Annotated in this window: 12 protein-coding genes; 7 read left to right on the top strand and 5 right to left on the bottom strand. The window is 69.5% G+C overall.

Annotation, left to right across the window (positions count from 1 at the left end):
- Positions 1-181 precede the first annotated feature (181 nt).
- The 3 genes from G569_RS62955 to G569_RS0125195 all read left to right on the top strand — a co-directional run bounded on the left by G569_RS62955 (position 182) and on the right by G569_RS0125195 (position 3808).
- Positions 182-1165 (top strand): hypothetical protein, encoded by a 984-nt coding sequence (locus G569_RS62955; RefSeq protein WP_028065490.1) that lies wholly within the window; start codon positions 182-184, stop codon positions 1163-1165.
- Complete coding sequence (locus G569_RS0125200; protein WP_028065489.1) at positions 1051-2238, top strand: hypothetical protein; 1188 nt, start codon at positions 1051-1053, stop codon at positions 2236-2238. Before G569_RS62955 ends, G569_RS0125200 begins: the two co-directional genes overlap by 115 nt.
- Before the next feature lie 535 nt (positions 2239-2773).
- Complete coding sequence (locus G569_RS0125195; RefSeq protein ID WP_028065488.1) at positions 2774-3808, top strand: hypothetical protein; 1035 nt, start codon at positions 2774-2776, stop codon at positions 3806-3808.
- Between the two features lie 230 nt (positions 3809-4038).
- On the opposite strand, the gene G569_RS64715 is transcribed toward G569_RS0125195, so the two are convergent.
- Positions 4039-4224 (bottom strand): hypothetical protein, encoded by a 186-nt coding sequence (locus tag G569_RS64715; RefSeq protein WP_211233071.1) that lies wholly within the window; start codon positions 4222-4224, stop codon positions 4039-4041.
- On the opposite strand from G569_RS64715, the gene G569_RS64710 reads away from it, so the two are divergent.
- A complete protein-coding gene (locus tag G569_RS64710; RefSeq protein ID WP_211233070.1) occupies positions 4205-4546 on the top strand; it encodes a potassium channel family protein in 342 nt (113 codons plus the stop codon). The two genes, G569_RS64715 and G569_RS64710, sit on opposite strands and share 20 nt — an antisense overlap.
- 455 nt (positions 4547-5001) lie before the next feature.
- Here the strand turns inward: G569_RS64710 and G569_RS51390 are convergent, their stop codons facing one another.
- Positions 5002-6069 (bottom strand): FUSC family protein, encoded by a 1068-nt coding sequence (locus G569_RS51390; RefSeq protein WP_211233069.1) that lies wholly within the window; start codon positions 6067-6069, stop codon positions 5002-5004.
- Between the two features lie 539 nt (positions 6070-6608).
- A complete protein-coding gene (locus tag G569_RS0125180; protein WP_157592299.1) occupies positions 6609-6938 on the bottom strand; it encodes a hypothetical protein in 330 nt (109 codons plus the stop codon).
- Positions 6939-7125: 187 nt separating this feature from the next.
- Between G569_RS0125180 and G569_RS62950 the strand changes: the two genes are divergently transcribed.
- Together G569_RS62950 and G569_RS0125165 are read left to right on the top strand one after the other, a co-directional pair.
- Positions 7126-8103, top strand: a complete 978-nt coding sequence (locus G569_RS62950; protein WP_157592298.1) for an SGNH hydrolase domain-containing protein — start codon at positions 7126-7128, stop codon at positions 8101-8103.
- Positions 8104-8209: 106 nt separating this feature from the next.
- Complete coding sequence (locus G569_RS0125165; protein WP_028065483.1) at positions 8210-8413, top strand: hypothetical protein; 204 nt, start codon at positions 8210-8212, stop codon at positions 8411-8413.
- Positions 8414-8823: 410 nt separating this feature from the next.
- Here G569_RS0125165 and G569_RS0125160 read toward each other — a convergent pair whose 3' ends face one another.
- On the bottom strand, positions 8824-9012 hold the full coding sequence (locus tag G569_RS0125160) for a hypothetical protein (protein WP_028065482.1): 189 nt from the start codon (positions 9010-9012) through the stop codon (positions 8824-8826).
- A gap of 1902 nt (positions 9013-10914) precedes the next feature.
- On the opposite strand from G569_RS0125160, the gene G569_RS0125155 reads away from it, so the two are divergent.
- On the top strand, positions 10915-12192 hold the full coding sequence (locus tag G569_RS0125155; protein WP_028065481.1) for a hypothetical protein: 1278 nt from the start codon (positions 10915-10917) through the stop codon (positions 12190-12192).
- Between the two features lie 290 nt (positions 12193-12482).
- Here G569_RS0125155 and G569_RS0125150 read toward each other — a convergent pair whose 3' ends face one another.
- The gene (locus tag G569_RS0125150; protein ID WP_028065480.1) at positions 12483-13649 is read right to left on the bottom strand and encodes a hypothetical protein; all 1167 of its coding nucleotides are present in this window, start codon (positions 13647-13649) and stop codon (positions 12483-12485) included.
- Positions 13650-13883: the final 234 nt, after the last annotated feature.

Below are 13883 nucleotides of genomic sequence, written 5' to 3'. Positions count from 1 at the left end.
CGGCGCGCTGGTCTCTTCTTGGCAGAGATCGGTAGGTCGGCCGGCCCAGAATCGGGCGTATGCCCGATGCGTATGGTGGCCCGAGGATCGATGCTGATGACCGCGACTTTGATCCCAGGGTCTTCCGAGGAGGCGTGCCATGTCGCGGCGAGCAGGACGTTCAGCAACCGTACTCGCGATCGTGGCCGCACTAGCGGGGGGGCCGGTCGTTGCCGCGGGCGCGTCATCCGATGACGCGCTGACCAGCGTGCCCGACGCTGCGGCGACGGTCCGGGTGGACCCAGCGGAGGTGAGCGGCGGCGACGTCCCCGACCACTTTGTAGGGGTCAGCATCGAGTGGACGTTGATCGATCGGTATATGGGCGCCAACGCGCGGTTGGGGTTCGCGAAGCTGTTGCGCAATCTCGGCTCGGGCGTGCTGCGGATCGGCGGGAGCTCCCAGGATCAGGTGCCGTTCAGCGCGACGGGCCCGGATAGCGACCAGGTCGTCACGCCGCAGGATCTCGCAGCGATCCGAGCGGTCTTGGACCTTCTGGACTCAAAGGACTCCCAGGCGCCGGATTGGGTGACGGTGTTGGGTACCGCGTTGGCGCCCGCCACGGCGCCCTACCAGTGGCGGGGGGTCGATCACGCGCGCGCGTTCGTCCGCGACGGTGTCGCGCCGGTCTTCGGGGACGATGCGGGCCGCCGGCAGGTCGCCGGCATCGCGTTCGGTAACGAGCCCGACCTGACCTATTCCGGCGACCTCGCGCGCTACGTGAGTGATTTCGTCGCCTATGCAGCCGCCGACCCCGTTAACCAGTGGCCTCGCCTCGTGCCCGCAACGAGCGAGAACATCGGCACCTGGCAGACGATCAGAGACCGCGCGATCAACACCAGGTGGTTCTGGAACTGGCCCGTCGTCCTCGACAGCGTCGCGCCCGTGCTCAAGGACAAGGTCGGGGTGCTCGGACCGTTCGCGACCGACCACTTTTACCCCCGCTCGCCCGCACGTGCGCCAGCGACCCGTACCGGTGTCCGTCGATCCCGCGCCTGCTGGCCCAGGAGCGGATGGACAGCTTCGACTACGAGGTCTACACGCACGCCGCCGAGGCCGCTCGGCGCGGGCTGCGCTATCGGATGGATGAGACGAACACCGCGGCCGGACGAGGTGCCCAGGGCGTGAGCGACGTCGCGGCAAGCGGCACCTGGACGCTCGACACGCTGTTTCACGCGGCCTGCCCGCAACCTCCCGATCAGCCTGGCGCGAACACCGACTGCCACCTCGGCTCAATCGGCGTGAACGTGCACAACGCCGAGGTGCGCGCGTATTTCTTCCCCCAGGAAGGCAACGCCTACTACAACGCGATCCGCTACGACCCCACACCGGCGGCGGGGACGCCAACGGCGGCGCCGTCGTACTACGCGCTGCTGCTCTTCGCGCGGCTCGCCCAAGGCAGCACCGGCCTGCGCCCGCTCACCGTCGAAGCGGCCGCGCCCGCGGGTGTGCCGGTGTCGGCATGGGAGGTCCGGACCGGCCCGGCAGAGCGCCGCGTGTTCTTGATCAACAACGGCGCGACGCCGACGACGATCAACCTCCAGACAACCCCGGCGCTCATCGCCATCGACCGGCTCACGCCGTACGACCCAATGGACGCGGGCCGCACCCTCGACGCGCCCGAAATGCGCATCGACGGCCAAGCGGTCGCGTCCGACGGAGCCTTTCCCGGCCTCGCACCCACCCGCGCCACGATCCTCAACGGGCAACTTCCGATCGCGATCGCGCCCGGGGAAGCCGTCAGCATCACGCTGCACGACTACGCCGAAACCGAGCGGGCCAGCCAGATCGCGGTTTCGGTCCCGGCCACCTTGTTGCTGTCAATCGGGGCGACGCCCTCCTTCGGCACGTTCTCAGCGGGCGTCGATCGCAGCTACGAGACCGGGACGACGGCGACGGTGATCTCGACCGCGGGCGACGCGACTCTGGCGGTGGCTGATCCGAGCGCCACGGCCACGGGCCGGCTCGTCAACGGTTCCTTCGCACTTTCGCAACCGCTGCAGGTTCGCGCCGACTCGGGCACATTCGCGCCGCTGAGCACGACCGCCTCCGCGGCGCTCGCCCTTCGCACCTACACGCAGCCGGTAAGCAACCAGCCCGCCACCATCACATTCCGCCAGCACATCGCCGCCACCGACGCAATGCGGACCGGCAACTACGGCAAGATCCTGACGTTCACGCTTTCGACGACGACACCGTGAGGCATCGGGCTCGAGCGGCAGGGGCACCACGCGAATCGCGCCCGCCGCCGACCGGGACACGCGATCGGCGGGGATGGTGCCGAGCCCGCCTTCTAGCCCCCCGCCTGGCACGCGCGCCGGACCACGCTCAACGTGGACCGGCGACCGTCACAACCACGGGATCGCGCTCGAGACCGCTCGCAGTGGCCGCAGGCCTACAGGGGCGGCGATGGGCGGCGTGCTGCACAACGCGCTGCCGAGCGGAACCCAACTCCAACTGGCCCGGGGCCGCGCGATCCGGGTCGAACAACCGACACGGCCGATGCGCACGGCCAGATGAACGCGAACTCTCGCTGCTGGCGCTCGCGTCGATTCATGCCCGCCGGGTACCCGATCCCGTACAAGTCAAGACCGCGCGGCCTCAGGCGGTCCGCAGCGGAACGTCGCGGCACCGGGAGATACCAGTTCGTCGAGAAGCGCTACATCCGGGAGCGGCTCTCAAGAGACACGGCGGTAAGCGTCACGGAGGCCGCGCGAGCGTTCTAGCGTGGACTGCATGCTGTGGGTCCAGGTGAAGCGGGAACAGGTCACGTTGTCGGTGTGCGGTGGCGCGACGGTCGCGGCGTGGACGCAGCCGGAGCATCACCGCGATCACGTCGAGGTCGTCCGCTCCTACGACGGCGCGGTCGCGCTGGTGGCCGTCGGAGATCGGGTCACGGTGGTCCAGCTGGCCGACGGCAAGATCGTCTGGGCAGACACGAGCGCGAGCCTCGGGGCCGCCCTCCCGCTTGACGCGGCCAGGACGCTGGAAGTCACCGGACCGGTCGAGATCGACGAGGGGTTCTCCGGCCACTTCAGTTCAGGGGTCGGGTTCTGGACCGACGATGCGGACGTCGATCCCGCCGCGTGGGAGGCGACGAAGGCCGGCTACGTCGCCGAGCTCGAGGCCGCGGCGCGGCAACCGGTCCACCGGCGATTGGCAATACGGGGTTCCCATGGCACGGTGCTCGTCCACGAGGCCACCGTGGCGCCGGTCGATGGTGGCGAGGTGCTGCTCTGGCCTCCGGTCGCCGGGCCGGAAGGCGTGCTGCTCCGGCACGCCATCGTCACGGACGACGGCCGAAGCAGCTACACCGAGTCTCAGCCGCCGTGGTTGGTGCGCAACGACGGCACGCTCACGCAGCTGCCGTTCGAGCTCGGTGTCTCGCCGCTGCAGGCGTTGCCAGGGGACCGCTGGCTGCTGCCCGGCTGGGACCCACTGTGGCGCGACGACTATGACGAGCCCGTGAGCATCTTGGACGCGGCCGGCCGCACCGAGCCTCTGCTCGTCGACGGCGCCGAGCTCTCACCCTCGCGCGTGCTGGCGGCGGTGGCGCCCGAGTTGCTCGCCGCGCTGGACCCACCGGCGCCCAACCAGGACGTCGCGTGGGAAGTCGTCGGCGCCCGCCTGAACGACGAAGAGCTTCGGGTCGCGATCGAAGTGGAGGTCGTCGATGAACACGCCGAAATCGTGATTGCCGGGACGTCGCCCTTGCGAGAGCTCGCCCGCGTGCGAACGGGGCCGGACGAACGGATCGCGGTCGCGCTCTGACGCCGGCTTCCGGCGACCGGTTGCCAACATCAACGTTCTCAGAACCGCGGGCGCCCAGATGCGGCGGGTGACGAAATGTGCGGATTCGTCGAGGAACGACACTTTGCCGTCGTCGGCGCCGCTGCTCCCTTTGCTCCGAAGGAGCAGCGCTGCGACCTCTGGTCCCGAGGATCTTTCACCCGCACTGCCGCCGATCGCCCGAACGTCGGGCGTCGTCCCGGTCGCTCGAATCACCCAGCGGCCGTCTTCTCGGGGACGGCAGGAGCGGACCCGGCGACCTCGAACTCATGCGGGATGGTCGACGCGACGAGGCTCGAACGGCGGCTCGACAGGGCGGTGTCTCGGGCGACCACGCCGCGCGGCGCGGCCATCGTGATCGCCACGGTGTCGACCGTGATGACCGTCGGCGCCGGCACGGTGATGACCGTCGTCGACCACGACAACTATCCGTCGGTCGGATCAGGGCTCTGGTGGGCTGCGCAGACCGTCACGACCGTCGGGTACGGCGACAGCGTTCCGATGACTCTCGCCGGACGGCTCGTCGCCGTGCTCGTCATGCTCTTGGGGATCGGCTTCCTGACGGTCATCACCGCTGCGATCACGAGCACGTTCGTGTCGCGCTCACGGCGCGAGCGCGCGCCCTCGGATGCCGAGGCGGCGCTGGCGGAGCAGTTCCGTCAACTCGACAGCCGGCTCGAACGAATCGAAGCGGCACTCGGCCGTTCCTCGTCGCCGTAGCGCCCACTGAAACCCGCGGGCCGCCGAGCGGCGCCCGCAGAGCACGAACGCGACGCATGGTCGAGGTTGCGTCGTCACGTGGGCCGGGCGCTGCGGCACTGACAAGGCGCACGGACGCGCGTGATTCTGCGCTCACCGCGTGAACCCGGCGCCGATAGGGCGGCTGACGTGCTCGTGCTTCCGTGTGACGGCCGGTCGCCCTGTCGCGCCGATCGGCACGGCTCGTTGTGCTTGACGCGATTCGCCCAACTCCGTGGGAGCCGACGACATGCCTCGCTTCTGCTGGTCGTTGGAGGCCGGTCGTCAGCGGCGCGTCGGCTGGAGCCGGAGACTCGCTCCCGTTGTCGAGAAGCAGCAGTCGCGACCCGCCGTTCGCCCAGGGCTGGCGCAGTTCCTCAGCAGGAGGTTTCGATCTCTGCGCTGTCTGGCGGCGAAGGGGATCACTGCCGCGCCGCTCATGCGGGGGCGGAAGCTCCCGTAGACGTTCCTGCTCCTGGAGGCGTGGTCTTGCTGGCGCGTTTTTGGAGCTCGTTCGCGAGCAGCATGACGAGTACGGCGATCCCGACCCCGGCAAGCGTGAAGAGGACTCGTCGTGCCTCGTCGGTCAGGTTGGTGGGGTGCGGTATGTCATCGGCGATCAGGACCAATCCCGCGATCGCTGCGCAGTAGATCGCGTAGTTCACGGTGCGTAGCGCGGCGGCCGCGGCGGCGAGGACAAGGACGATCAGTTCGAGCACGTGTTTGTTGTCGATCGTCAGCAGGAACACGGCGGCAACCAGGGCGCCGAGGATCGCGCCGGCCACGCGCTGTTCGGCGACCAGGAAGGATTGTTCGAGGCTGGGCTTCATCGCGACCAGCGTGGCGATCGCCATCCAATCAGCGTTCGGCTGATCCAATCCGAACGCGATCCCGACCGCGATCGCGACAGCGAGCGCCCGGATCACCGCGAACAGGATCAGCGGTCGAGTCAGCTCGCGCGGCGCGGTGCTTCCGGGGATCTCCGGGATCGGCGCCGGGCGTGGTTTGCGCCCCCGCGCCAACCACAGCACGCCGGTGAACGCGATCCACAGCGCTGGCGCTGCAAGCCACGCCAGCACCTGCGCCCGTGTGTGGCTCGTCGTTCCGTCGGCCTGGTAGCTGTTGGGCAGGTCGATCGCGATGATGAACCAGATGTTGAGTAGCAGCGCCGCGACGAATCTGTGCAGGCCGAACTTGACCGCCAGCCCACCCAGCAACGTGACCGCGAACGCCGCGAGCACGACGAGCTCCCAGGCTGCTGCTCCAATACCGAACGCCAAGGCCGTCAGCAGCGCCCCGATTACCGCGACCAGGCCCATGCGGGTCGCTCGGTACGGGAACTCCCCGCCGGGGTCGCTCAGCCCGACCAACAGCACCCCGAACCCGGCACTGAGCAGGTACTGCTCCTTGTCGATCACGCCGAGGACGATCGCGGGCACCAGCAGAACACCCACGATGGCGAGCGCGCGCGGCACGTTGAGCCCTTTCCAATTGAGCTCGAACACTGTCGAAAACCGGCTCACCGGCTGATCCCAGCGCCCGGGAGGAGTTTTGCTCGCATCTCGCCAACGCCCGCCCCGGTTGGGGCACCGCTTTCGCCCGTCCGGTCAGATCCTCTCGTGAACCAACGCGGGAGCGGCGCGCCGGTCAACCAACACTGGCCTCGACAGCCTCGCCTCGCATCACCTCGATCGGATGACACGCGCTCCGCTGTCCCTGATCGAGAAAACCAAGCGCCCGCCGGCGCGCGCGATCGGCCCGCGCACCCCTGGTCCTGCAGGCGTGGAAAGGCAGAAGTGCCGCCGACACTGTCGGTCCCACGCGTCTCGACACCCGCGTCGGCGTGGACGTAGGTGCGGGCCACGCTGCTGCTTCCGCCTGCAGGCAGACTCGAGGGATCCCCACGGATGACGCGGATTCGTCGAGGAGCAGCACTTCGCGCGCTCCGTTGCCAGCGCAGGAAACCGCAGCGTCGTGATGGCCGTTTGCGACGGCGATTTTGGGCTTCGACCGCGCGGCCAAGAACGACACTACGTCCGGCTCCTTAGACCGGTCGGCCCGCGACCTTCCAATCCGCCTGCGCGCGTTTCCAACTGGTCCAGAACTCGTCGGGTGTGGGCCGGCGGCCGAGACGTTCGGCGCAGTCGGCCCACGTGGCGTCCCAGCGTTGTTGTCTCGCGATCGCGTAGGGACGCCGATGGAATACGACGAAGTACAGGGCGGTCCAGATCGTGATGGTCCTCGCCACACCCAGCGCGGACGAGAAGCCAGGCGCGTAGGCGTAGCGGGCCAGCCCCGGCCACACAACGATCGCGAGGAACCCGATCGCACTGGACTCGAGCGCGTCCTCGATCTCACGCCGCAGCGCGCGCATGAGCCTGATGATGACTCGCCGGGCGTGGTCCATGACGCAATCTCCCGCGACTCCTCGCACGTCGCCCGCTTCGACGACGTCGAAAGAGCGCTTCCGTCGAAAAGCAGCACAACCGCTTGAGCGGTTGTGGACGGCATACGGGACCATGTACGGTCGCGCGGGCAGCCACTACTGATCGGTGCGAGGTATGCGGTTGAACGCGCGCGTGACGGCGGCACTGTTAGTGGCGGGGGTTTTCGCCCTCGCCGCGTCGAGCGACGCGGCCACACCCGACTGTTTCGGCGCCCGCTCGCGCGATCCCGTCAAGCCCTGCGTCAACCGGGAGCTGAACCTCGTGGCGATCCCCAGCCCCGACGACGCACTGCTGGAATCCAGCGCGCCGTGCGCGCCAATTCGTTCGCGCCCTCCGGCCGTGTGTGCCTTCGGCGCGCGCAGGGAGGGCGCGAGCTCGTCGGTGGCGCTGATGGGCGACAGCCACTCGACGCACTGGCGGGCCGCCTTGGCGGTGGTGGCGCGGCGACGCAACTGGTACGGGCTTTCGATCAACCGCAATAACTGCCCGTTCACCTACGCGCACACCCCCGGGAAGGGAGCGTGCCGCGGGTGGGCGCCGAGCGTGGTGCGCTTTCTGAGGGCGCATCGCGGCGTGCGACGCGTCGTCGTGTCGGCCAACTCGGGTTCCGGGGTGGTGCCGGCGAAGGGCATGACGCGCATGGAGACCAAGATCGCCGGCTACATCCATGCCTGGAGGGCACTGCCGGCGTCGGTGCGCCACATATTCGTGATCCGCGATGTCCCGCATAGCCGCTCGACTACCAACAGCTGCGTACGCGGCGCGCTGGCGCGACACCGCAACCCCGCGGTGCGGTGTGCCCGGCGGCGAGCCGCCGCGCTGCATACCGATCTCGCGGCGGTCGCCGCCGAGCAGGCGGACGATCCGCGCGTGCATCTCGTGGACCTTTCGCCATACATGTGCGACGAGACGAACTGTTTCCCGGTCGTCGGCGGCGCGCTGGTGATCAAGGACATCGGCCATCTCACGCGGACGTTCTCGACTTCGCTCGGACCGTTTCTCGGACGCGAGCTCAAACGCGTCGAGCGCTCTGGAGCGAGAACGACCCCGCCCTCGTACCGCGATTCCTCGCGCTCGGAGCCGAAGCGATGACGCTGGCTTGTCAATCGGGGTCGCTGACCAGCACCGGCGCTCGGACGTAGGGCGGCCGAGCATCCGGCAGCCAGCGGGGCACGCTCCGCAGATCGCATTTCGTCGTGTGACTTCGGCGCACCGGAGCCGGCTGCTCGTCGAGCATGACGCCGCCGGCCCGTTCCGCATCACCGGCCCCCACGGCACCGTCTGGGAGCGCCGCGACAAACCGTGGTCCGAACTCCTGCGCAGCGGCGCCGTCTCGCTGGCCGACCGTTGCCACGCCCCCGTCGCCGACGCGGGGGTCGGCGGGCCCGAACTCGGGCGATGAGCTGGCCTCCAGCCTCCTTTACCCGGAGTCGGACGGCCTGAGCTTCCTCGAAGTCGAACCGGATCCCGTCCTCGATCGGTTGCAGGTGCGTTAGGCGGCCCTGAACGATCCGCGAGAGCCACATCGGACGGTCCTCACCGAGACGGCGAAACTTCTCGCCCGCCGGGACTGGCATCCGCTCCCACGACGGGCCGACGACTTCATCGTCTATATCGCCGAACACGACGAGGGCGTCGAGGAAATACGCCTCGGTCGGGGACGTCAACCCCGCTGACCGCGTCGCCCGCTGGTGTGCAGGTTTGCGTTTCTCGATCGCGCCCGACCAACGCAGGTCCCCCTGAGGCCGCATCGCCGCGTCGTTCTGCTCACCGCCGAGGTACACCGATTTGCTCTAGCCGTCTCGGGTGACGCTAGCGCGGCAGCCGCGTGATCAGCACCAAGCCAACCACCGAGCTCGCAAGGATCGCTCCGCCGGCCGCGATCAGCATTCGTGTTGCCGTCGCAGTGATGTCACCGAGCAACAAATCGCACGCCAGCACCCAGACGACAATCACTGCCAGCATCACCATCCCGACGCGCTTCACGGCGGCTTCGTTCATGTCGATCCTTGATGGCGCAGCGTCTGAAGCGCCAATTCTGTCGCATATGTCAAAGAGTTCCTGGACGGCCCCGCGGCTGGTTCTTCAATGGGGCATGGCGGGCGATCCGCTCAAATCGCGCGTTCGTCGAAGAACAAGACTCTCGGTGGCCGCGTATGGTGGCTCGGGTGATCGAGGTCGCACCCAGTGTCCGGGAGGCGTGGCCGCCGCAATGGGAGCAAGCGCGTGCCGAGTTCGTTCTCAGGATGCGGCTCGTGTCATGTGCGGACTCGCGCTCGGTGGCCGACGCACTGCAAGCTGCGCTCGACGAGCTCGTGCGCCGTCGCAGTGTCCAATCTCGGCTCGCGCGGACCGGCGCTGATGCGCCTGACGTCACCGAGGTGGCGGGCGACAGCCTGAAGTGGTTCAGGCGGGCATGCAACGGCTCGATAGGTCGGGAAGAACCGCTCGACGACGACGTTCCAGCCGTTGTCCGTTGCCCACCGAGCGGCCCATCGGAACATCTCCGAGTCGGTTGCGTGGAACTGGCGCTGCACATGGCGCATGCGAAGCCGCGGAGCGTACGCACAGCCGCCTCGAAGCGTCGAAGTGCGGACGACACCGGTTCGCCGCGTCGCCGTCGCTCGTAGGCACCGGGTAGGCGGTTTCGTCGAGAAACGCGACTCTCAGCGCCACTGAGATCGCAGCGCTGGTCGGCGGGTTCTTCGCGCGGCTCTCGCGTCGGGCCTGCCGGCTCGCTCTCGCTTAGGGCCGTGATTGCTCCCCTGCCCAGCGGTCGAGCGTCGCGTGCCAACACGACGGGCTCGCGGCACGCTTTGACCTCCACACCCGTGTGCGGGCGGCGGCATCCGGCACGTGATGCTCGTGACCGTGGGGCGCTGGTGCGATGAACTCAAAGGCGTTAAGGCCCGTACGTCGCGCAGGGGGACCCGTTCTGACGAACAGCATGTTCAAACTAGGAGACCGGGTGCGCTTGGCAGAGCCAATCGCATCGGCGGGACGCGAGCCCGTTGGCACCGTGACCGGGTTCGACACGCCCGAGTTCGCGCAATACATCAGCGCGCCTGATGACGTGCGCGTACGGTGGGATATGGGCCTCGAACGTCTGCACGCCCCAACCAGCCTCGTGCACGCATCGGCCGGCGATTGAAACGGTAGCCTGCGCTACCCCCGCCAGCGGGACGACAGATCCTCAACGTTCAGCACCGCTCGTCGCGCTCGATCAGCGCTCGCGCGAGGTGGTCGCGACAACGATGGCCGTCTCGGGGTCGACGAGCTTCACGCCGACGTCCTCGGCGGCGAGGCGTCGAGTTCGGCGCGGAGCACGCTTTCGTCGAGAAGCGGCACTCTCTGGCCCGTGCACAGCACGCGCGCCCGCCGCGTTGCGCGCCCGCACGCAGTTCTGCCAGGGCCTGCAGCGCACAGGTCTTCGCTGTCGCCCAGGGTGACATCGTCGACACGATCGCGCGGATGTCGCGACGGAACGCCCTGGACCCCGGCGGGAGAACCGCTGCGTCGGATGACGCGCCGCGCAGGCATGAACGGTTAGTGGCCTTAGACGCCATCGTGCCGCCGGTCGGGACAGCGATACGGCCGCCGCCCCGGGATTGTCACCGTGCCGACCAGGTCTGCGAGCTCGATCGTGCCGCGTGTGCACTCACGCGTCCTCGCCCTCCTTTCAAGAGGATCGTGGTGCTCAAGCTCACTCACACAATGAAGGGCGATACGCCGCCGGCTCGCGCGTCTCGCCCGACTGTCCTGACGCGCAGGACCCGGGTCGGGGGCGTAGCGTCGGCCGTGCGGAGTCGTCATGACGATGTGCCGGATAGCGCAAGCGAGCGAGCCGCCGCCAACCCAAACTCCTCGGGATGAGCGGGTTCGGCGAGTGCCCTCGGACCGGCGATGACCGAGCAGCAACACGTCGTCACGACCGTCGCGCCGGAGCAGGTCGCGACCCGCAACGTGGGTACGGCCCCTGGTGCGGCGATGGAAGGCATCGGCGGCGGGCTCGTCGCATCGCCGGAGGTGGTGCTGGCTCTCCAGCGCACCGCCGGTAACACCGCCGTCTCACGGTGGCTCTCGCGGAGCCGGAGCCTCGCGCGCAACGGGCTACTGCCCGCTCCTGACGCGCGGGCCGAGCCCGGCGTCGAGGAGCTTCCCGAGCCTGCCGTCGAACCGCAGGTGAGCGTTCGGCTGCCGCCCGCCCCGGCCCCGGCCACCGCTCCGGCGGCGTCGCCGGCAGCGGCGGGTCTGGCGGAGGGCTCCGGCGTGGCGATGGCGCTCGGCCCCGCGGCGGCGGCCGGAGCCGTGCTCCTGTACCCGGCGTCGGCCGGCGAGGCCTGGGAGACGACGATCAACCCGTTCACCGGGGGTCCCTACCGCAGCCCCGAGGAGTACGCGCACATCCAGCGCTACCTCGCCCAGCATCCCAACGCGCCCGAGCAGCAGGCGCGACAGCGCCAGGCCGAGCGCGCCGCCGTGTCCGCGCAACAACCGCTCGTGGCACGGTTGCAACGGCTGCAGCTCCGGCTGCTCGCGACGCGCGAGCGCATCACCTCGATGCCGCCGCGGCCGGTCCGCTCCGACATGCTGCGCCACGCGCACAGCCTGGCGCTCGCGATCGAGCAGCTGCTCCCGCGGGCCGATCAGTGCGTGAACCCGAATTTCTTGACGGTGCAGATCCGCGCACTGGCCAGAGAGGTCCGGCTGCTCGAAGTCCAGTCGCGGCGCTACGTCCCTGCGGCCGCCGACCTCGAGCACCTGCGCGCCGTCGCGGGTCAACTGCGGGCCGGACTGCCCGCCTCTCAGCGCAACCGCGACTCGATCGCCATCGCCGTCGGGCTGGCCGAGACCTCAGACGGTGGACTGACCCTCGTCTACACCACGAGCCAGAACTACTCGAGCCCTGGCGTCAACACGGCCGCGCAGTCCGCTGGCGCCGTGCGCTTGCTCGCCGATCCTCGAGTGGAGGCGCCGCGCTCGGTGAACCCGAAGACTGGACGCAGTCGCCGCGTCTCGGGGCGGGGCGTGCACGGCAGCCCGACCGACGCCGAGCAACTGCTGATCGAGGCGGCGATGGCCGGCGACCTCGAACTGATCGCCGTCGCTCCATCGCTCGCCGCGTGCCCGGACTGCGCCCGAGCCCTGCGGGCTGAGCACGTGACGATCGTCGACCCGTGACGCGCCACGCACGGTGCACGAGGTGGCGGGCGGCCTCGGGAACGGTCGGGCGAGACGAGCGGCGATCAAGCAGGGTCGACAGGCCGGAAGTTCACTCACTTCCCTCACCAGACACTGAAGTCGTGGCCAGATCGGACCGAAGCTCTCGCGAACCATCGAGAGAGCTGACTAGATCTTTGCCTGCCCAGATCATTCTGCCGACGCCCGACGCCGCTGCTCCTATCGAGCGGCCCTCCAACGCGATTACAGGCCTGCTTGGCCGACCTTGGAAGGGCCGAACGTGCCCCAGCTCAACCGCCGATGGTGCGCACCCGCAGGACGCGGTAGCCGCCGTAGCGGCTCGGCTGGGCTGTGGCGAGCACGAACCGCCCATCGCCGGCGGGCGCAAGTCCCGCCGGCTCGTACGTGACCTTGATGCGCGCACCCCACGTGCCGTCCGGGCGCAGCACGCGCGCGAAGGGTCGCGGGCGGCGATCCGTTCCGCCGATCGTGGCTATCGCACCGCCGCCAGCGGCATCGAGCGTCGCGAGCAGCGGATAGGCGCCGAAGCGGCCGAGGGTGACTGGGGCCGAGAACGCCGCGCCCGGCCGCTGCACGGCAACGCGCAGGAACCCGTCGCCGCGCGAGGCCCTGGTATGCCACGCGGCGAGTACATCGCCGCGCGGCCCGCCTGCGAGCGCTCCGAGCGCCGAGTCGCTTTCGCGGACGAACGCCGACGGCGTGAATCCGGGGCCGGCGGCGAAGTACTGCGCTTCATCGCCTTCGCCCCAGCCTGACCAGCCGAGCAGGGGGCGGCCTGTCCCGTCGCTCGCCAGATGCGGGCCGAACGCCGGCGCGATCGGACGGCTTGCCCACCCGCCCACCGCTTGTCGTTGCGCGACGTACAGAACGCGTTCGCGGTCCGGCTCAAGCGTGTAAGCGACCGTCGCAGTGCCGTCCGGCGCGAGCACGGTCTCAGGATCGTCGACCGGATCGGTGGCGAGCGTCATCGGCGGCTCGACCGCCCCGTCCGGCGCGACGAACGCCGCCCGCACCGGGCGGCTGCGGCTCGTGCTCTCCACCCACGAGAGCGCGACCTGGCCCGCATCCCCGATCCCGCACGTCAGGAACTCCACCCAGCGCTTGGGGTCGGCCACGAGCTGCGGCTTCGACCACACGCCCTGCTGCGACCGGCGCACGATCCGCACCCGCCACGTCTGGTCGTCGCGCCCGGACCGCTCGCGCAGGCATACGACCGCCTCCCCGGACGCTGCCACGTCGAGGTCACTCAGCTCGACGCTCCCGCGCGTGCTCCACAGCTCGCGCTGGCGCCCGTCCGGCCGTCCGTCGTGCAGCGCCACGACGCGCACGACGTTGCGCTCACCGCGCAAGCCCTCCCAGCCGAGCAGATCGCCGTCCAGGTGCACGCTGCCAAGCAGCGGCATCGAGGCCACGACGACCGAAGCGGCCAAGCTCATGCGTGGGCGAAGTGCTGGAGGGCGGCGCTCATCGACGACTAGAAGAGTGTCCCAGACCGCGAAGCGCTCTGAGCTCCAAAACGACGCAGCGGCAGCTGGCTACATCGAGGCATCGATGCCGCGGGCCGGGTTACGAGAAGCCGGATCGGCTCAGCGGGCCGCGCGGAGGCGTCTACGCCCTTGACGGTGCGATCACCACGCCCAGGTCCGCGACGGCGCGGTTGACTTGGTCGT

The sequence above is a fragment of the Solirubrobacter soli DSM 22325 genome, from assembly GCF_000423665.1.
Classification (GTDB): Bacteria; Actinomycetota; Thermoleophilia; order Solirubrobacterales; family Solirubrobacteraceae; genus Solirubrobacter; species Solirubrobacter soli.
This window is presented reverse-complemented; position numbering and strand designations above follow the sequence as displayed.

Coding starts and splice junctions, on each gene's coding strand:
- G569_RS0125200 (WP_028065489.1), top strand. CDS start 1,051: ATGGACAGCTTCGACTACGAGGTCTACACGCACGCCGCCGAGGCCGCT.
- G569_RS0125195 (WP_028065488.1), top strand. CDS start 2,774: ATGCTGTGGGTCCAGGTGAAGCGGGAACAGGTCACGTTGTCGGTGTGC.
- G569_RS64710 (WP_211233070.1), top strand. CDS start 4,205: ATGACCGTCGGCGCCGGCACGGTGATGACCGTCGTCGACCACGACAAC.
- G569_RS0125180 (WP_157592299.1), bottom strand. CDS start 6,938: ATGCGCGCGCTGCGGCGTGAGATCGAGGACGCGCTCGAGTCCAGTGCG.
- G569_RS62950 (WP_157592298.1), top strand. CDS start 7,126: ATGCGGTTGAACGCGCGCGTGACGGCGGCACTGTTAGTGGCGGGGGTT.
- G569_RS0125160 (WP_028065482.1), bottom strand. CDS start 9,012: ATGAACGAAGCCGCCGTGAAGCGCGTCGGGATGGTGATGCTGGCAGTG.
- G569_RS0125155 (WP_028065481.1), top strand. CDS start 10,915: ATGACCGAGCAGCAACACGTCGTCACGACCGTCGCGCCGGAGCAGGTC.
- G569_RS0125150 (WP_028065480.1), bottom strand. CDS start 13,649: ATGAGCTTGGCCGCTTCGGTCGTCGTGGCCTCGATGCCGCTGCTTGGC.